At 56.6% G+C, this 17,393-nt stretch carries 15 protein-coding genes; 7 read left to right on the top strand and 8 right to left on the bottom strand.

Annotation, left to right across the window (positions count from 1 at the left end; genetic code table 11):
- Positions 1 to 99 precede the first annotated feature (99 nt).
- A complete protein-coding gene (gene ycaC / locus AADW57_RS09410; protein ID WP_341666635.1) occupies positions 100 to 726 on the top strand; it encodes an isochorismate family cysteine hydrolase YcaC in 627 nt (208 codons plus the stop codon).
- Between the two features lie 204 nt (positions 727 to 930).
- Here ycaC and AADW57_RS09405 read toward each other — a convergent pair whose 3' ends face one another.
- The 4 genes from AADW57_RS09405 to AADW57_RS09390 form a co-directional block, all read right to left on the bottom strand.
- On the bottom strand, positions 931 to 1,749 hold the full coding sequence (locus AADW57_RS09405) for an enoyl-CoA hydratase (protein ID WP_341666634.1): 819 nt from the start codon (positions 1,747 to 1,749) through the stop codon (positions 931 to 933).
- 14 nt (positions 1,750 to 1,763) lie between these two features.
- Positions 1,764 to 3,191, bottom strand: a complete 1,428-nt coding sequence (locus AADW57_RS09400) for an aldehyde dehydrogenase family protein (protein WP_341666633.1) — start codon at positions 3,189 to 3,191, stop codon at positions 1,764 to 1,766.
- Positions 3,192 to 3,253: 62 nt separating this feature from the next.
- Complete coding sequence (locus tag AADW57_RS09395) at positions 3,254 to 4,453, bottom strand: CaiB/BaiF CoA transferase family protein (RefSeq protein WP_341666632.1); 1,200 nt, start codon at positions 4,451 to 4,453, stop codon at positions 3,254 to 3,256.
- Between the two features lies 1 nt (position 4,454).
- The gene (locus AADW57_RS09390) at positions 4,455 to 5,492 is read right to left on the bottom strand and encodes a Bug family tripartite tricarboxylate transporter substrate binding protein (RefSeq protein WP_341666631.1); all 1,038 of its coding nucleotides are present in this window, start codon (positions 5,490 to 5,492) and stop codon (positions 4,455 to 4,457) included.
- 90 nt (positions 5,493 to 5,582) lie between these two features.
- Between AADW57_RS09390 and AADW57_RS09385 the strand changes: the two genes are divergently transcribed.
- Positions 5,583 to 6,554, top strand: a complete 972-nt coding sequence (locus tag AADW57_RS09385) for a LysR family transcriptional regulator (protein ID WP_341666630.1) — start codon at positions 5,583 to 5,585, stop codon at positions 6,552 to 6,554.
- Positions 6,555 to 6,608: 54 nt separating this feature from the next.
- On the opposite strand, the gene AADW57_RS09380 is transcribed toward AADW57_RS09385, so the two are convergent.
- The gene (locus AADW57_RS09380) at positions 6,609 to 7,679 is read right to left on the bottom strand and encodes a DNA-binding protein (protein ID WP_341666629.1); all 1,071 of its coding nucleotides are present in this window, start codon (positions 7,677 to 7,679) and stop codon (positions 6,609 to 6,611) included.
- Positions 7,680 to 7,897: 218 nt separating this feature from the next.
- Here AADW57_RS09380 and AADW57_RS09375 point away from each other — a divergent pair, with 218 nt between their 5' ends.
- Positions 7,898 to 9,088, top strand: coding sequence for a tyrosine-type recombinase/integrase (locus AADW57_RS09375; protein WP_341666628.1), 1,191 nt, complete (start codon positions 7,898 to 7,900; stop codon positions 9,086 to 9,088).
- A gap of 117 nt (positions 9,089 to 9,205) precedes the next feature.
- Positions 9,206 to 9,646, top strand: coding sequence for a YtoQ family protein (locus tag AADW57_RS09370; RefSeq protein ID WP_341666627.1), 441 nt, complete (start codon positions 9,206 to 9,208; stop codon positions 9,644 to 9,646).
- A 180-nt stretch (positions 9,647 to 9,826) separates the two neighbouring features.
- Here the strand turns inward: AADW57_RS09370 and AADW57_RS09365 are convergent, their stop codons facing one another.
- From AADW57_RS09365 to AADW57_RS09355, 3 genes are all read right to left on the bottom strand, one after another.
- A complete protein-coding gene (locus tag AADW57_RS09365) occupies positions 9,827 to 12,289 on the bottom strand; it encodes a heavy metal translocating P-type ATPase (protein WP_341666626.1) in 2,463 nt (820 codons plus the stop codon).
- Between the two features lie 206 nt (positions 12,290 to 12,495).
- On the bottom strand, positions 12,496 to 13,044 hold the full coding sequence (locus tag AADW57_RS09360) for a GrpB family protein (protein ID WP_341666625.1): 549 nt from the start codon (positions 13,042 to 13,044) through the stop codon (positions 12,496 to 12,498).
- A gap of 363 nt (positions 13,045 to 13,407) precedes the next feature.
- Entirely contained in the window at positions 13,408 to 13,731 is a 324-nt protein-coding gene (locus AADW57_RS09355; protein ID WP_341666624.1) for a DUF4148 domain-containing protein, read from the bottom strand.
- A gap of 141 nt (positions 13,732 to 13,872) precedes the next feature.
- Here AADW57_RS09355 and AADW57_RS09350 point away from each other — a divergent pair, with 141 nt between their 5' ends.
- The 3 genes from AADW57_RS09350 (at position 13,873) to AADW57_RS09340 (ending at position 16,893) form a co-directional block, all read left to right on the top strand.
- The gene (locus AADW57_RS09350; protein WP_341666623.1) at positions 13,873 to 14,823 is read left to right on the top strand and encodes a LysR family transcriptional regulator; all 951 of its coding nucleotides are present in this window, start codon (positions 13,873 to 13,875) and stop codon (positions 14,821 to 14,823) included.
- A gap of 98 nt (positions 14,824 to 14,921) precedes the next feature.
- The gene (locus AADW57_RS09345; RefSeq protein WP_341666622.1) at positions 14,922 to 15,596 is read left to right on the top strand and encodes an ankyrin repeat domain-containing protein; all 675 of its coding nucleotides are present in this window, start codon (positions 14,922 to 14,924) and stop codon (positions 15,594 to 15,596) included.
- A 52-nt stretch (positions 15,597 to 15,648) separates the two neighbouring features.
- Positions 15,649 to 16,893: a cyanate transporter gene (locus AADW57_RS09340; RefSeq protein ID WP_341666621.1), complete on the top strand. Its 1,245-nt coding sequence runs from the start codon at positions 15,649 to 15,651 to the stop codon at positions 16,891 to 16,893.
- Positions 16,894 to 17,393 lie beyond the last annotated feature (500 nt).

Below are 17,393 nucleotides of genomic sequence, written 5' to 3'. Positions count from 1 at the left end.
ATTAGAAGGTATTTTCGTATTTAAGCACCTACCGTTGCGGCATGCCTATGTCTACGATGCAGTGTGTTCCCTTCCCTCTTTAACGCTAGGAGCATCACCATGAGCAAACCTTACGTCAAACTCGATAAGAACAATGTCGCCGTGCTGCTGGTTGATCACCAGGCCGGCTTGTCGTCGTTGGTGCGCGATATAGACCCGGACAAGTTCCGTAACAATGTGCTGGCCTTGGCCGATCTGGCCAAGTATTTCCAGTTGCCCACCATCTTGACCACCAGCTTTGAGGACGGCCCCAATGGCCCGCTGATGACCGAACTGAAAGAAACCTTTCCGGATGCGCCTTATATTGCACGCCCTGGTCAGATCAATGCCTGGGATAACGAGGACTTTGTCCAGGCCGTCAAAGCCACGGGAAAAAAGCAGTTGCTGATTGCCGGAATCGTGACCGAAGTGTGCGTGGCCTTTCCCACCCTGTCGGCGCTGGAAGAAGGCTACGAGGTCTTTGTGGTGACCGATGCGTCGGGCACCTTCAATGAACTGACTCGCCAAAGCGCCTGGGACCGCATGTCCAGCGCCGGAGCCCAGTTGATGACCTGGTTCGGTGTTGCCTGCGAATTGCACCGGGACTGGCGTAACGATGTAGCCGGTCTGGGTGCCCTGTTCGCCGCGCACATCCCTGACTACCGTAACCTGATCAACAGCGACACGACCTTGCGCAATAAAGGCTAAGCCTTTGTGATTAGGCTTGCCCCGGCAAGATCGCCGGTCATCCCGTTCGCTTTTGAGGCGATAAGGATGGCCGGCTTAACCACCGCACAGAAAATACCCACACAGAGTTGGCCATAGCCTTGGGGAAAGATAAATACCCAGCAGGCTCATGACGCTGCGCGTATTATCATGGCAGCCATGGCAATGGCTCCCTGCTGCCCTCGATCAGCGCCCCGTAAAGCGCGGTGGCCTACGCTCTACAAAATGCGCAACTCCTTCGGCAAAATCGTCGCTCTGAATACTGTCAAACATCTCGACATTAGCCATTTGCGTGGCTTGCGCAAGAGACTGGAACGGTTGTTCCGCCAATTGCCGCTTGATCACCTGCATGGAACGTGGCGATACGTGCTCAGCCAATTCATCAGCGTACGCAAGAGTCATTTCCATCAATGCATCCGCATCGACCAGTCTATCGATCAGGCCTATACGCAGTGCTTCGTCGGCCAAAACTTTACGTGCCGAGTAGAGCAAGTCGGCCGCATGGCCTGGGCCGACAATACGTGGTAACAGCCAAGCAATGCCATGCTCTGCAATCAGGCCGCGACGCGAGAATGCAGTACTGAATACTGCCTTCGTGCTTGCAAAGCGCATATCGCTATAAAGCGCGAATACCAATCCTAAACCAGCAGCAGCCCCGTTGATGGCTGCGATGACCGGCTTGTGCATAGCAGGGAAATAGCCATAACGAGTCTGATAGTCTGCGCGCCGATTCATGTCAAAGGGTCGCATCCACTGCTCGGCGCGAATATCCCCCGGTGGCAGCACTTCAAGTTCACTGATGTCCATACCAGCGCAAAACCCCTTACCTGCACCAGTCAACACGACTACGCGAATCTCTTCGTCGCGATTAAGGCTATCCATCGCATCGTGCAGCTCCGCTTCCATGACTTTGGTCAGCGCATTGAGTTTGTCGGGCCGGTTCAGGGTAACAAGACCGATCCGGTGATTGATTCCTGTTTTTGTAATGTTCAGTTGTTCGTACATGACAAGCTTCCCCTTTAATAAGCTGGCTCTGGAAGTTGAACAGACCTTGGTTCTAAAAATTCGTCCAGGCCATAATCGCCTCCCTCTCTCCCAAGGCCGGACAAACCGAAGCCGCCAAACGGTGCAGCTGGGTTAAAACGCGCTCCATTGATATCCACCTGACCTGCCCGTAAAGAGTTGGCAACCGTTTCGGCGGTATCCGTATCCGCGGCCCAGACAGCAGCCGCCAAGCCGTACTGGGTTCCATTGGCCAGCGCGATCGCTTCTTGCACGTTGTCATAGCACTGCACGGCCAGCACCGGTCCAAAGACCTCTTCCTGCGCAAGCCGGCTGTTAGCGGCCACATTTCCATAAATCGTTGGCGCAACAAAAAAGCCTGTTGCCGGAACCGGGGCGTCCATGCCGCCGGCAATAAGGTCCACACCGAGCTGTTCCGCCTCTGCCATATAGGCATGCACGCGCTCACGTTGCTTTGCGCAGAGCAAAGGGCCGACCCGAGTATTGCTATCTGCGGGATCACCTAGCGTCAGTGCATTTGCCGCTTGGGCCAGCAACTCCCGACAGAGCGCATAGTCTTGCCGGGCGACGATAAGTCGGGTTATGGCACTACAGGTCTGGCCTGAATTGAGGAAACAAGACCCCACTGTTGCCTTGATAGCCCGGGCAAGATCGGCACCCGGCAAGACCAGCGCTGCCGATTTTCCGCCCAACTCCATTGAGAGTCTTTTCATACGCTCCGCCGCTTTCGAGGCGACTTGGCAACCTACCGCTGTAGATCCGGTGAAAGACACCATCTGGACATTCGCATGGGTCACCAGCGCTTGGCCGACGGTAGCGTCACCCTGCACAATATTAAGCACGCCGGGCGGCAGCGAAGCCTGTTCGCAGGCGGCAATCAAGCGCTGTGTCACCGCAGGGGCGAGCTCTGAGGGCTTCAGCACCACCGTACACCCGGCTAGTAAGGCCGGTGCCAGTTTGGCGGTAATCTGGTGCAGTGGATAATTCCACGGTGTAATAGCAGCAACCACACCGACCGGCGTTAAGGTCACGCGGGAATTGCCAACGACACGGGTAAACTGAAATGTGTCAGCCAGTGTCGCCGTCGCGCGCCAGGCGGCGATCGGAGCATCGACCTGAATACGTCGGGACAGCTTGATCGGCATTCCTACTTCGCGTGAAACGTCGTGAGCAAGCTCGGCGGCGCAGATCTCGAGCGCGTCAGCTATTGCCAACAGATAAGGTGCGCGCTTGTCGGGCCCCAGTGCCTGCCAAGCCGGTTGCGCGCGCTCAGCGGCCTGCACAGCGGCATCAACATCGTCGCGATTTCCTAAAAATACTGTGGCCAATGGCGCTTCGGTCGTTGAATCGTAAATACAAACGGATTCACGCTCCAAGATGCGCTGACGCGCACCATTAATATAGTGTTCAGAAAACGATTGCACGTTGTTATTCCTTCATAGTGACGGATGGGCCCATTGAGCCCAAAGCTGAGCTGGCGAGCCCCTCAGGCGATGGAATTGTTAAAAGCGCCCAAAACATCATTGGTATGCTCACCCAGTCGCGGCGCGGGTGTGAGCGGACCAAGTGCCTGGCCGTTCCATTTAAAACCGATTGACGGCGCATAAAGACTGGCTCCTGAAACAGGGTCAAACACTGGCTGTTGAACACCCCTGCTCTGAATATGCGGTTCACTCAGGATTTCATGCAGTTCCCGAACACGTGCGACCGGAACATGTGCGGCCGACAGTCTCTGCTCCCACTCCTGGGCACTGGCTCCGGACAGATGTTCGACCAGTAAAGCTTGAAGTGCATTTACATGATGATGACGGGCCTGGGAGGTGGAAAAACGCTCATCATTCAATGCGTCGTGCAATCCCAATTCCTGCATGACTCGCTCAAACTGGCGATCATTATTGGCCGTCATGGCGAGCAAGCCGTCCGCAGTAGGAAAAATCCCGGACATAGGGCTGCCACTGGCTGCGGTATTGCCATTGGCTTGTGGCTGAATGCCACCGTTGTTCAGAACGGATACAGTCGAGGCCATTGCAACAATCGCTGTATCCAGCATGGCGACGTCTAAGTATTGGGCCTGTCCCGTCTGATCGCGCTCCCGCAATGCGGCCAGTACCGAAAACGCACCGTATATCCCAGCGAGATAGTCGACTATAGGCGGGCCTATTCGATTCGGTACGGTCGCGGAAGTGCCGGTCAGCATCGTAATTCCGCTAGCCGCCTGCACGACATGGTCATAGGCGGGCCGCGCGCTCATCGGACCATCTTGACCATATCCCGATATTGAGCAGTACACGATGTTCGGCTTTCTAGATTTCACCGCTTCAAATCCCAGCCCGAGACGCGCAGCGACTCCGGGGGCGAAATTTTCCACAAGCACATCGCATGTGTCGATCAGCTCCAAAACCTGACGCACTCCTTCTGGCGACTTCAGATTTACGGTAATGGAGCGCTTACCGGCATTTTGTGCCACAAATTGCGCAGATAAATCCGGGGCAGAAAGGGCCGGAGCGCCTTGTCTGGCCCAGTCTCCCTCTTCTGGCTTTTCCAGTTTGATGACATCAGCACCCAGTAAAGCCAATTGATAGGTGCTATATGGGCCTGCAAGCACGGTGGTCAGATCAAGCACCCGAATGCCACGCAACGGCGCAGGACGGTTACTGGGCGAACGGTCGACGTTAGAGGCAAGCATTTCAGTCCACCTTCAGATTGAGTTGTTCGGTAATGACGCGCAGTCGTTCGTAATCATTGCGCATCGTCGTGGCAAAGGCTTGTGACGTACCTCCGGCCAAACTTAATCCTTGTCTGGCCAGTTGCGCTTTGATATCGGATTTGGCCAAGATTTGGGTTACGTCATCATGAATCTTGTTTACGATTGCCTCGGGCGTGCCGTGGGGAGCCAAAATGCCTAGCCAAGGAATCACCGCTTCGTATCCAGGCAACAGCTCACTAAGCGCCGGCACACCAGGCAGCTCCGGATTACGGTTTGGAGCTGTTCCCAAGGGCACGAGCTTGCCGCTCTTGATATGCGGCATCAGTACTGCCGAAGTTTCCATCTGCAACTGCAAGCGCCCGCCCAAAAGATCCGTCAAGGCTGCCCCTGCCGCCCGGTACGGGACATGCAAGGCCTGCAAACCCGAATGCTGCTTAACAGCTTCCATGTTCAGATGAGGTACGGTTCCATTACCCGCTGTCCCATAATTCAGTTCGTTAGTGCCCTGTTTGCTAAGCGCGAGTAGGTCGGCCCATGTTTTGACGCCCAGACGAGGGTCCGCGGCCAACACATAGTCCGGATAGGCGACATTGACCACCGGCACGAAATCCTGCAAAGGGTCATAGCCTATGTTTTTGTAAATGTGGGGATTGACCGCCATTGCAGCCATCGCAGAAAACAACAGGGTGTATCCGTCGGGTGCCTCATGAGATGCCGTTTTGGCACCTAGACTTCCTCCTACCCCAGGTTTGTTTTCGACGGTAACGGGCTGCCCCCATTGGTTAGATAGCTCATTCGCTACCGTGCGGGCCAATAAATCAGTGACGTTGCCTGCGGCGTAACTGACGATCATCCGTACGGGACGGGATGGATAGTCGGCGACCTCGTTTGCTTGAGCTTGACCCGCTGACATCGCCCACATGGTCAAAGCAATGCATACGCCTGCAACGCCATATGTCCGCTTCCCGATTTGATTGCTGATTAGGGGACGGCTCTGAACCGTGTTTTTTGCTCTCATGATTTGTCTCCGTATGGAATGTCGCCTTTCTTGAGCGAAGGCGATTGGTTTTATTGTGCATAGGATTAACTTTCCTGTATATTATGGATTTTGAATGCAGCCATTCCATTTTGGAATTTATGGGTTTTTATGAGTGCTCTTCGCATCGACAGGCTGCGCGTTCGCCATCTCCGACTACTCGATCTCGTGGCCCGCCACGGTTCGCTCACGGCGGCCGCAGAGCATCTAGGGGTCAGCCAGCCATCGGCGACCAAATTACTCCAAGAAATGGAACAGGTGCTCTGTTGTACGCTAGTGGACAGAAACACCCGTGGAGGCGTGTTGACTGACAGTGGGCAGCGTGCTCTGGAACGGGTACGCCCGGCTATTAATGCCTTGGAGTTGGTGCCACAAGCCGTGCTTGAAACCCCCGGACAAGCGGTGATTCGATTAGGAGTTTTGCGCCTTGCGGGCATTTCTATGCTGCCGGAGCTGGTAAGTCGACTTCGGCGCGACAAGCAACTTCCTCGCTTGCATTTGCAAGAAGGGGCCGTGCCGACTCTGATGGAACAACTACGCGAAGGTCAGATCGACTGCATCATCGGACGCCTGGAGCCGACCTATCACAACGATCCCAATGTCCAATTGGATATTACCCAGCTCAATAATGATCCGTATGAACTCGCATGCGCAACTGGAAACCCTTGGGGGCAGTGCAGCCAGGTCGATCTATCAATGCTGGCCAATGAGCCATGGGTCTTAACGCCACGAACCACGAACACCCGCCAAGCGTTCGAGATGGCATTCATGAGTCAAGGGATTCCTGCCCCTGTGCCACTGGTCGAGTCCTATTCATTTCATGCCAGCTTCGCACTATTAGCGAAAAACACTGACTTTATTACAATGGCTCCAGGCAGCTCGGTTCGTTATTACGAAACACTGGGCATTGTCCGCCCTATAAAACTCAAAACGCCCTTTCCTTCTGATCGAATGGTGTTTGTCACCCGCAACGACCTGATTGGGATGCCGGCCATTCAAAACATCAAACGACACCTGATGGCCATGCTGCCCCACACTGCTTGAAACATATGTGGATCTTGCTTTAACAGGTAAAAACCGTTCAAGGCCTGCGACTGTCTATTCAAATTCTTTCGATCCACCAATGGGCTTGCGCCTGAGCCGGACAGACCTTGGACGTTCGGCCTGGATCTGCTCCAGCTTATTGCGCAGCGCCACGATATGGTCGTGCAAATCTTCTTTTTCGCGTTCCAGCAAAGCAGTGCGGGTCCGGAGCAATTGCAGCTCGGTTTGCATTTCCCGGGACAGGCCGTGGCTGAAATCCAGGGCCGCCTGCATGGCGCGTTGTTCGCCTTGTGCCTGCCCCAGTTCCTGGCGCACGGCATGTACTTGTTCTTGTAGAACGCTTTGCGCGGCTTCGGCCTGTCGACGTTGTTCTTGCAATTCCTGCCCGGCTTGTTCCAGTTGCTGACGCAAGCGCGTTTGCGCCGAGCGTTCTTTGTCGATTTCCAGCAAAGCCCGTCGCTCGTTGGCTTGTGCGCGCTCTTCAGTCAGCTCTATGGCTTTTTGCAGCTTGCCCAGATCTTGGGTGAATTGATCGCCCTGGCGGCGCAACGCTTGCTGCAATTCCGACTTTTCTTGTTCCAAGACCTGTTCACGCGCGGTTGCATGACGCAGGGCCTGCCCCTGGGTGGCGATCTCTTCCCGTAGTGTCTGGATCTGCTCTTGCTGGCGGGCCACCGTCTGTTCGACCGTGCGCCGCATTTCCAGTTCGGTCTGACTTCGTTGTTCTGCATCCAGAGCCTGTTGTTGCGCCTGCTGCACACGCTGGTCCGCCTGAGCCTGGTAGGCCTGCAATTCCAATCGCCCTTGTTCCAGCGCTTGCCGCCAAAGCGTACCCAGCAACTCCCCGGTCTGCGCTTGCAGAGAATCCGGGATATCGGCCAGGTCTAGTCTGACCCGACTTTTTTCGCGCAATTCCTGCCAAAACGCCTGTAGCGCATCGGCTGGCGCGCTCATGCTGCCTTTCCGCACCAATTGGTACAGCTTATTGGCCGTCGGTGTAGTGCCGTAACGGAAAAACAGCAAAGCGGCGACTTCCCGATACAAAGTCTGGGTGTGACTGAAACGATCACGTAATTCGGCGACATCCAGCTGCAATTGCGCGTGGGAATCCAGGTTTTGCTCCATTTTTGGCCTCTAAGAAACTATTATGTTAATAATACAACGTATTACGTTATAAATACAATTATCAGTTTAATCTTATTTGACATTAGGCTTATAATGTCAAATATCTACCCATACAATCCATAATTTGCTGCCCTGGTTCGGCACAGACCCCGCTTAAAGGGATACTCGCCCATGACCCACGCTTTGCAACGACGCTCACTGTCATACAGCTATCTGCCATGAACCAGCCCGCTGCCCTGCCCGCTCCGCTGCACTCTGCAGCCATCGCCGATCTGCTGGCCCAGTTCGACGGACGCCAAGGGGGCAATCGTGCTCTGGGCGATCGGGCCCAGATTGCCGCCCAGACCGATATCGACGCCATCCGTGGCTGGCTGGCCCGCTATATAGACAGCCCGCGCACCTATGCCAATTACCGCAAAGAAGCCGAACGCCTGCTGTTGTGGGCGGTGGTGGAACGGCGCAAACCCTTGTCCTCGCTCAGCCACGAGGACATTCTGGCGTATCGTTATTTTCTGGCCGACCCTCAGCCTGCCGAGCGCTGGGTCGCTCCGGGTGGAGCCCGCCCGGCTCGTCATCAAGCATCGTGGCGACCGTTTGCCGGACCGTTATCACCGGCCAGTCGCAATCAAGCCATGCTGATTCTGAATGGCCTGTTTTCCTGGCTGGTGCAGGCCGGTTACCTGGCGGGCAATCCATTGGCCTTATCGCGCCAACGCAGCACCGAACGCCCGACCCGCCAACAAACACGCTATCTGGATGCGCGCCAATGGCGTTGGGTGCAAGACTGGATCTGCGCGCTACCGCAGAACGATGCCGCCGAGGCGCGCCACAAAGCCCGGATACGCTGGCTGTTTTCGATTCTGTATGGCGGGGCCTTGCGCATTTCCGAGCTGGTTCAAGCACGTATGGCCGATGTGGCCATGCGTCTGGATAGCCAAGGACACGAGCAATGGTGGCTGAACATCCACGGCAAAGGGGACAAAGCGCGTCGCATACCCATGACCCAGGAGCTGATGCGCGAACTGCTGCATTACCGCCAAGCCTTTGGCCTGCAAGGCTTGCCTCACGCCATGGAAACCCAGCCATTGCTGATGTCCGCCGGTGGCTCGGACAAGCACCTGAGCCGTGCAATGGCACATGTGCTGGTCAAATCAGTTTTTGCACAGGCAGCCCAGGCGCTACGCGAGCAGCACCCCGATCAGCACGCGCAGGCACAGGTCTTGGAACAGGCTTCGGCCCATTGGCTGCGGCACTCGGCCGGCTCCCATATGGCCAACCAGGGCGTGGATATACGCGTGATCCGTGACACGCTGGGGCACGAATCGATTGCCACCACCAATATTTATCTGCACGCCGAGGACGAACAGCGTCATCAGGCACTAGAACAATTTCATCGACTGGATTGGTAATAGGCCTTATGAGCGTGGGCGTCTGTTGCACATTCCTGCAACATGCTATGGTTAGCCGTGCTTGAATCGGCCGGGCCTCCTTTAGGATCTGCCCGGCTTTTCTTTATGGAGTGAAACATGAGCTTTTTGGTCTATCTGTCCGGGGAGATCCACACCGACTGGCGCGAACAAATCGCCGCAGGAGCCAAAGCGGCCGGACTGGATGTTACGTTTACGGCCCCTGTCACCGATCATGATGCCAGCGATGCCGCCGGCGACCACCTGGGCGCAGAGAGCGATGCGTTCTGGCGTGACCACAAATCATCCAAGATCAATGCCATTCGCACCAAAACACTGATCGAACAGGCCGATCTGGTGGTGGTGCGTTTCGGGGACAAGTACAAGCAGTGGAACGCCGCATTCGACGCCGGGTACTGTGCGGCGTTGGGCAAGCCATACATCACCCTGCATGCTCCCGATATCATCCACCCCCTGAAGGAAGTGGATGCCAGCGCCCAGGCCTGGGCCACCAGCCCCGAACAGGTCGTGGAAATCTTGCGCTATACCCTTAAAGCCTGAGTTGCAGCGGGACGCGCACAAGAAACAGGCCTTGGCGGGCTTGCGGGTGCCTATGCTCTTCTGACAGAGGGCCAATTCATCCCGGAAATCCGCGACAAACTTAAAAAAGGCGAACCGGAAACGGTTCGCCTTTGATCCGCAAGGCCGTGCTATCCACCGCCGCCCGCTCCCCCGTGCCTGCTAATCCAATCTGGCGCGCCGCAAACGCAGGGCATTGCTGACCACGAATACACTGGATAAGGCCATCGCCCCGGCCGCAAACACCGGGGACAGCAAGGGGCCGCCAAAGGGATACAACACCCCTGCCGCTACGGGAATCAAAGCTACGTTATAGGCAAAGGCCCAGAACAGATTTTGATGGATATTGCGCAAGGTCGCATGCGAGAGCGAAATCGCCGTGACCACGCCGCGCATATCGCCCGACATCAGCACCACATCAGCGGCCTCGATGGCAATGTCTGTGCCAGTTCCAATGGCAATACCCACATCAGCCACAGCAAGGGCGGGCGCATCGTTGATGCCGTCGCCTACATAGGCCAGATGCCGGTATTCTTGACGCAAAGCCTGCACCGCCTGGACTTTGCCTTCTGGCATGACTTCGGCCACCACATCGTCGATATTCAGCCGTCGCGCAATCGCGTGTGCCGTGTGGCGGTTGTCGCCAGTAATCATTACCACCTTGATGCCGCGCGCATGCAAGTGTTCGATCGCTTGTGGCGTACTGTCCTTGATGGGGTCGGCCACAGCCAGCAAAGCTACAACCTGATTGGCCCTGGCTGCATACATGGGCGTTTTGCCTTCTTGGGCCAGGGTTTGGGCCTGTGCGGCAAAAACCGACAGATCCGCGCCCAAACGATCCATCAGGCGATCGGCACCGACATGCCATGTCACTCCGTCTATCAGCGCCTGTACGCCCAAACCAGTCAAAGACTCGAACTGCTCTGCCCGAGGCAAGGACAGCCCTTTTTCCTGAGCGGCTGCGACAATGGCTTGCGCAATGGGATGCTCGGAGTGGTTCTCCAGCGCCGCCACGGCAGCCAGTACCGTGTGCTCGTCATCGCCAGGCAAGCCGACAAAATCGGTCAACTCCGGCGCACCTTTGGTCAGGGTGCCGGTTTTGTCTACCGCCACGACCCGAACATCGCGCAGCGCCTGCAGCGAATCCCCCTTGCGAAACAACACCCCGGCCTGCGCGGCGCGACCCGTCCCCACCATAATCGAGGTCGGCGTAGCCAGCCCCATCGCGCACGGGCAGGCAATGATCAGCACGGCCACGGCGTTGACCAGGGCAAAGCTTAAGGCGGGCGAAGGCCCGAATATCAGCCAAACCAGCGCCGTCAGCACTGCCAGGCCCATTACTGCCGGCACAAACCAAAGCGTGATTTTGTCCACCACGGCCTGAATCGGCAGTTTGGCCCCCTGCGCCTGCTCGACCATGGAAACAATATGGGCCAGCACCGTATCCTGGCCCACGGCCGTCGCCTCGAACTCCAATGAGCCTTTCTGATTGACTGTGCCGCCAATCAGCGTATCGCCTATTTGTTTGGCGACAGGCACGGACTCGCCGGTCACCATCGATTCGTCCACATAACTTTGCCCGGACACGATGCGACCATCCACAGGGATGCGCTCACCCGGCCGCACCAGCACACACTCGCCGGTTTGCAGCGATTCCAGCGGCACATCCACTTCCTGGCCGTCGCGCCGCACTCGCGCCGTGGGCGGCTGCAAACTAAGCAGACGCTGGATGGCCTCTGACGTACGGCCCTTGGCGCGCGCCTCCAGCAGCCGGCCCAGCAAGATCAGCGCCACGATCACGGCGGCGGCTTCGTAATACACATGCTGCGAAGCCTGCGGCAGCCATTGCGGGGCAAAGGTCGTGACCAAAGAGAAAAGATAGGCGGCCAGTGTCCCTACCGCCACCAGCGAGTTCATGTCCGGCGCACCGCGCAGCAGCGTGGGTATGCCTTTGGTGTAGAACTCACGGCCCGGAAAAACCAGCACCAGCGTAGTCAGAGCAAACTGCAGCAGCCAACTGTTCTGGGTGCCTATCGTCGCGCCGATCCAATGATGAAACGCCGGCACCATGTGCCCGCCCATCTCCAGGATAAACACGGGCAAGGCCAGCACAGCAGCCAGCCAAAAACGCCGGCGCGTGCTGTCGTAATGGTGTTGGGCGCGTTCGGTCTGGTCCTGTGCGGTAGTGACGCTGGCCTGGCTGGCCGGATAACCGACCTTGCCGACAGCAGCAATCAAATCGTCGACAGACACACCTTGCATGCTGCGCACATGGGCCTGACCGCTTGCCAGATTAACAGCAGCACTTTGCACGCCTGGCACCTTGAGCAGCGCTTTTTCAACCCGGCCTACGCAGGAAGCGCAGGTCATGTCCTGCACTTGCAGAATCTGCTCCTGGGATGGAACCTGATATCCGCCTTTTTCAACCGCCTGGACAATCTCCTGTATGGGCGGCACCCCATCCACTTCCACCGTTGCCTTCTGGGTAGCCAGGTTGACCTGCGCGCTGCGTACCCCCGGCACCTTGGCAATGATTTTTTCTACCCGGCTCACGCACGAGGCGCAGGTCATGCCTTCCACATCCAGCGTCAGGCGGGATGCTTGCTTGGCTGTGCTCGTTGTCATGGCAGTCACCTATCTATAGTCTTGATGACTGAACTGTAGGGCTTACCCCGGTGGCAAGGTCAAGCATTTGTCCGCATCGATCTGGCGCAGTCAGTGCGGGCTGCCATTAGCCTTACAAACAGTTTGTTCTAAACGGGGTCGTCTCAAAAAACGGAAAATAAAGCACGCCAAGCCTCTTTGGCGCGTATTTACGCCTTGAGGAATGACTAAATTGCACCCTGGCCAGAGCCAGAAAATTGCGAAAGCACGCTGACAATAAAGGGCTCTTTTGCGGCTGTGTAAGCTTCTCTATCGAGACGAAACTCCTGAGACAGACGCAATTTGAGCGCGGCGTACTCGGCAAAAAGTGCCCTATTTTGGCGGAGAGCATCTCGAAAAATTAGCTGTTCCTTCCACAGGGAACTATCGCGCGGCACCAAGTGCAAATGGTGGGTGCGCAAATGTGGCGATGGCTTGCAAAACCAGTGCATGACCTCTGACTTATACGGGTGGTAGACATAGCCCAAGATTTTTACTGCTTCAATCGCCGCGATGGATGTTTTGAGCTCGGCGACTGGGGCCATGATGTCGATGATGGGTTTTGCCACCAGTCCCGGTATTGCCGTACTGCCAACATGTTCTATGTCGCCAGTGAGCCAGGGGGCAAGTGCCGCTTGCAGCGATGCGCGTTCGGCTTCGAACATCGCGGGCCACGCTTTGTCGTATGGAACGATCTCCACCGCAGCATCGGCGACGTCAGGCAATATCTTGTTCATATTGAGTACAGCTAGGGATTGGGTCTGTTTGGACTATACCCTATCGTGATGCCAGCCTTACGCTAAGCTCGCTTGGCTGCAAGCCTGGCACATTCGCGACGAAACCTACGGGGCGGCACTGGGCTGGGAACACATCCATCTGACCTGCGATTACCTCTGGCGTAGCAGTGCCAAGATCGGCACCTGCAAGTTCAGACCGCTACGGCCACTACAACCGGCTTAAGGTGCTTTATTTTCCGTTTTCTGAAATGACCCCTAAACCGGCGTTGGCGACACATGCGCTCTACTTTGAAAAAAAGCGGCGCTCCAATCGGAGCGCCGCCAGGCATCGGAGGGGAGTCGATGCGGGGAAGAACGACGTACTTAGAAGGTGACGAAATCGCCGTGCATGCTGTTCCATTCCTGGGTGGAGGCAATGACTTGTTCACGGCTCAATTGGCTGGCCTGGGGCAACTGGGGGTAATCGTTCATGGCACCGGCCTGGATTTGGCCTTGAGCGCGTGCTTGGGCCAGTTCCTGAAGAACTTCTTGACGGCTCAGTGTCGAGGTTTCGGTGATGGCAGGTGGATAGTTCAGTTCGCCGATGCTTTGTTGGGCCTGCTGGATGCTGGCGGCGTTGGCAACGCCCATCAGGGTAGCGGCGCTCAGGGACAGACCTAGGATGGCAGTGCGTGCAATGCTTTTCATAATTAACTCCAGTACCAATTATTCGCTTAAGAAAGATTCGGCTTAGATGATTTCCGAATCGTTGGATGAAGTATGAACGCCCCTGAACCTGGGAAAAACCCTTAATATTGCAAACATATTTCCATTCATGGAACAATTTTAATGAGCACGTTAACTGCCGGACCCTTGCTGAACGACATCGCCATTTTTGTGGAGGTGGCCCGGGCGCGCCACTTTACCCGTGCTGCCGATGCCCTGGGCATGCCGGTATCCACCGTATCGCGGCGCATACGAGAACTGGAAAAAGAAGTGGGTGTCGCTCTGCTCAAGCGCAGCACCCGCAACGTGGATGTGACCGAAGCCGGCCAAGTGTACTTCGAGCGCTGCCTGGCGGTGGTAGAGCAGGCCCGCCTGGCGCATGAACAATTACTGGATGTAGCCCAATCGCCCAAAGGGCGCTTGCGGGTATCGATCCCAGCCAGTTTCAGCATTGTTTTCATGCCGGCTGTCGTGCATGGATTTCGTCAGGCCTATCCCGATATAGAGCTGGACTGCGATCTGAATATCCGCCATATCGATTTGCAGTCGGACAATTACGACTGCGTCATACGGGTAGGCCCTCAGCCTGACTCTAATACGGTGGCCACTGTGTTGGGGCAGATTCGGTTGGGCCTGTATGCGTCGAGCGCTTATCTGGACAAGCATGGCCGCCCGAAACACCCGTCCGAACTGTCCAGCCACACCTGCATCTGCGCCAGTCACGATGAAAGCGACCGGACCTGGGTGCTGCGTGGGCCGGACAAGCAACCGTACGAAGCCCGGGTCAGCGGCCCGGTCACCATTAATAACGCCATCATGATGCGCAAGCTGGCAGTGCGCGACATGGGCATCGCGGCCTCCTCGCTGGTCGAACGCTATCTGGACACCGACGGAGCACGCCTGGAACGCGTATTGCCGGACTGGGAATTTACCCCCTTCCCCATCATGGCCCTGCTGCCCTCGCGCATGATGCCGCAAAAAACCCGGGTTTTTGTGGATTTTCTGCGCCAAGAACTAGACCGTCTGATCCAGAATCCGGAGCTGGACCGGGACACACGCGCTTATCTAGTGTGATAGGCGGAATTTGCTTTTACATATCAAGGCAGACATCCGACTGTGCTATTAATGGAACGATATGTTTTTGCCCTGCCTGACCGCCCTAGGAGCCTTCGATGTTTTCCCTTTCTGCCCGTTTCTTCTGGACGACTGCGCTGACCCTGGCCTTGGGCAACGGAACCGCCTGGGCGCAAACCAGCCTGCTGGAAGCCGTCGAACAAGGTGATAGCGCCAAAGTACGTGAATTGTTGTCGCAAACGCAAGGACGTCAAAGCGTCAATGTGCCGGACCAGCAAGGACAAAGCCCCCTATTGCGAGCCACATGGCTGAACGCCATTGATATTGCCGAACTGTTGGTGCAAGCCGGAGCCGACGTTAATCAGGTAGATGCCATTGCCGACACACCTTATCTGGTGGCTGGGGCGCAAGGCCGGTTGGAAATTCTGCGTTTGACCTTGCAACATGGTGCCGACCTGCGCAGTGTTAACCGATACCGGGGCACTGCGCTGATTCCTGCCGCCGAGCACGGCTATGTTCAGGTGGTGCAAGAACTGCTCAGGGCGGGCGTAGACCCTAACCATGTCAACCGTCTGGGCTGGACGGCTTTGCACGAAGCCATTGTGCTGTCCGATGGCGGCCCAGATCACCAGCAAGTGGTGCGGGATTTGATTGCAGGCGGTGCCGATGTGAATCTGCCCGATGGTCAGGGCGTGCGACCGTTAACACTGGCGCGCCAACGCAATCAGCACGAAACAGCGGCAATTTTGGAACAGGCAGGTGCCAAGCCTTAAACAGGAAAGGGTGTAAAGTATTATCTTTATTCAGCCCACTGAACAAATCCGCATGAATGATCCTGCTGTAACCGACCATCCTCGGGCCTCCCGTTTACATCGCGGCCAGGGGCTCTGGTTGGCGTTCGTCATACTGGTCGGCCTGAACTTGCGCCCTTTCCTGACCTCTAGCGGCACCTTGGCGCGCGCTGTCTCCGATGGCCTGGACATGGCCTTGGCCAATATGGCCTGGTTGACTCTGTTGCCGATGATGGTTATGGGTTTGGGGGCTTTTTACATGCCCTCGATCCGAAAGACCCTGTCGATACGCCAGGTAGTCATGGTGTCGCTGCTGATACTGTGTTTAGGCTGTGCGCTGCGCTGGGCCGTGCCCAACGGAGCCAGCCTGATCGCCACGGCCTTGCTATGCGGTGCCGGCGTGGCGATGCTGCAAGCCGTCATGCCCGGTATTATCAAAGCGCAGTTTCCAGCCCACACCGCGCAAGTGACAGGTGTGTATTCGGCGACCCTGATGGGCGGTGGTGCCTTGGGTGCGCAAATTACCCCACTGATCAGCGAAATGGCGGACAGTTGGCGTATAGCCTTGGCCTTTTGGGCGCTGCCCATCGGCATTGCCATGTGGATCGCCTGGAAAGTCGTACCGCGTAGCGGTCGTGGTGTGACCGGCTCCCTGCCTTCGCTGGATCTGTTGCGCCGCCCACGGACATGGACTTTGATGCTGTGTTTTGGCTTGATCAACGGCGGCTATGCCTCGTTGGTGACTTGGCTGGCTACGTTTTACCAAGGCCACGGCTGGACCACGGCAGCCAGCGGCGCACTGGTGGCCTTGCTGTCGGTAGCGCAGGCGGTGGCCGCTTTTTTGATGCCCACTCTGGCCGCGCGCAACAAGGATAGACGCCCCTGGATCTGGCTGGCGCTCGCGTTTCAGTTGGCTGGATTTGCCGCTTTTGCATACTTACCTGATACGGCCCCTTATCTCTGGGGGGTTATTATCGGCATCGGTCTGGGTGGTTGTTTTTCGCTGGTGCTGCTGGTGGCCCTGGATCACTTTCCAGATGCAGCCCGCGCTGGCACGCTCAGCGCCCTGATGCAAGGCGGTGGCTTTCCGATTGCCGCCCTGTTTCCCATGATCAGCGCCTGGTTGTTCGAAATCAGCGGCGATTTCAATGCGGCCTGGCTGTTGCACGGTGGTTTGGTTGTGTGTGTGGCCTTGCTTGCCTGGCGTTTCAAGCCGTCGGACTACCCGCGTGTCATGCGTGCCGGCGCTGCGCGGGCAGATGCAGACCTGCCCGCTTAAAACAGTGGAGCCACAAAAAAAGGTTCTTCAACGAATCCCGAAAGCCAATTGCCCCGGTCGATGAGAAACTGGGTGTTTGAAGACACCATTCAAGGCGCAGCAGGTTCGGACAGGGCTGATGACTTGAGCAACTCAAAACACCGATGACATAGCCCCGGCTATGCGCCTTCATGCCAGACAGAACATTCAGCGGATGGTTGATCCTTTGTACGGCGTACGCAAACGTTCCGCCGTTTGGACCAAGCACTCTGCGAGTTCACGCCCCGTCCGCCCCGGTATCCTGACCAGTACACCTTCCGTAGATTTATAAACGTACTGCAAGGAAGCTTTACAACCATTAGGCCTTTTTATTGCGCAGACCATAAAGGAAATTCGGCTATGGCTCACATAGCGGAAAATTAATTTTATCTAAACAATATGCAAGCTGACGCGGTCAGCCGGAAAACACGATTGCACGAAATTTGTTGGCACAAAAAAACGGACACCAGGCGGTGTCCGTT

This window comes from Alcaligenes sp. SDU_A2 (genome assembly GCF_038237375.1).
Taxonomy (GTDB): domain Bacteria; phylum Pseudomonadota; class Gammaproteobacteria; order Burkholderiales; family Burkholderiaceae_B; genus Alcaligenes.
The sequence above is the reverse complement of the archived record's forward strand: the minus strand, read 5'-3'. Positions and strand labels throughout refer to the sequence as shown.

What these genes read in the sequence shown, in the direction of transcription:
- AADW57_RS09380 (WP_341666629.1), bottom strand. Translation starts at nt 7,679, where the DNA reads ATGGAGCAAAACCTGGATTCCCACGCGCAATTGCAGCTGGATGTCGCC.
- AADW57_RS09360 (WP_341666625.1), bottom strand. Translation starts at nt 13,044, where the DNA reads ATGAACAAGATATTGCCTGACGTCGCCGATGCTGCGGTGGAGATCGTT.
- AADW57_RS09365 (WP_341666626.1), bottom strand. Translation starts at nt 12,289, where the DNA reads ATGACAACGAGCACAGCCAAGCAAGCATCCCGCCTGACGCTGGATGTG.
- AADW57_RS09390 (WP_341666631.1), bottom strand. Translation starts at nt 5,492, where the DNA reads ATGAGAGCAAAAAACACGGTTCAGAGCCGTCCCCTAATCAGCAATCAA.
- AADW57_RS09375 (WP_341666628.1), top strand. Translation starts at nt 7,898, where the DNA reads ATGAACCAGCCCGCTGCCCTGCCCGCTCCGCTGCACTCTGCAGCCATC.
- AADW57_RS09395 (WP_341666632.1), bottom strand. Translation starts at nt 4,453, where the DNA reads ATGCTTGCCTCTAACGTCGACCGTTCGCCCAGTAACCGTCCTGCGCCG.
- AADW57_RS09350 (WP_341666623.1), top strand. Translation starts at nt 13,873, where the DNA reads ATGAGCACGTTAACTGCCGGACCCTTGCTGAACGACATCGCCATTTTT.
- AADW57_RS09345 (WP_341666622.1), top strand. Translation starts at nt 14,922, where the DNA reads ATGTTTTCCCTTTCTGCCCGTTTCTTCTGGACGACTGCGCTGACCCTG.
- AADW57_RS09370 (WP_341666627.1), top strand. Translation starts at nt 9,206, where the DNA reads ATGAGCTTTTTGGTCTATCTGTCCGGGGAGATCCACACCGACTGGCGC.
- AADW57_RS09355 (WP_341666624.1), bottom strand. Translation starts at nt 13,731, where the DNA reads ATGAAAAGCATTGCACGCACTGCCATCCTAGGTCTGTCCCTGAGCGCC.
- ycaC (WP_341666635.1), top strand. Translation starts at nt 100, where the DNA reads ATGAGCAAACCTTACGTCAAACTCGATAAGAACAATGTCGCCGTGCTG.
- AADW57_RS09340 (WP_341666621.1), top strand. Translation starts at nt 15,649, where the DNA reads ATGAATGATCCTGCTGTAACCGACCATCCTCGGGCCTCCCGTTTACAT.
- AADW57_RS09405 (WP_341666634.1), bottom strand. Translation starts at nt 1,749, where the DNA reads ATGTACGAACAACTGAACATTACAAAAACAGGAATCAATCACCGGATC.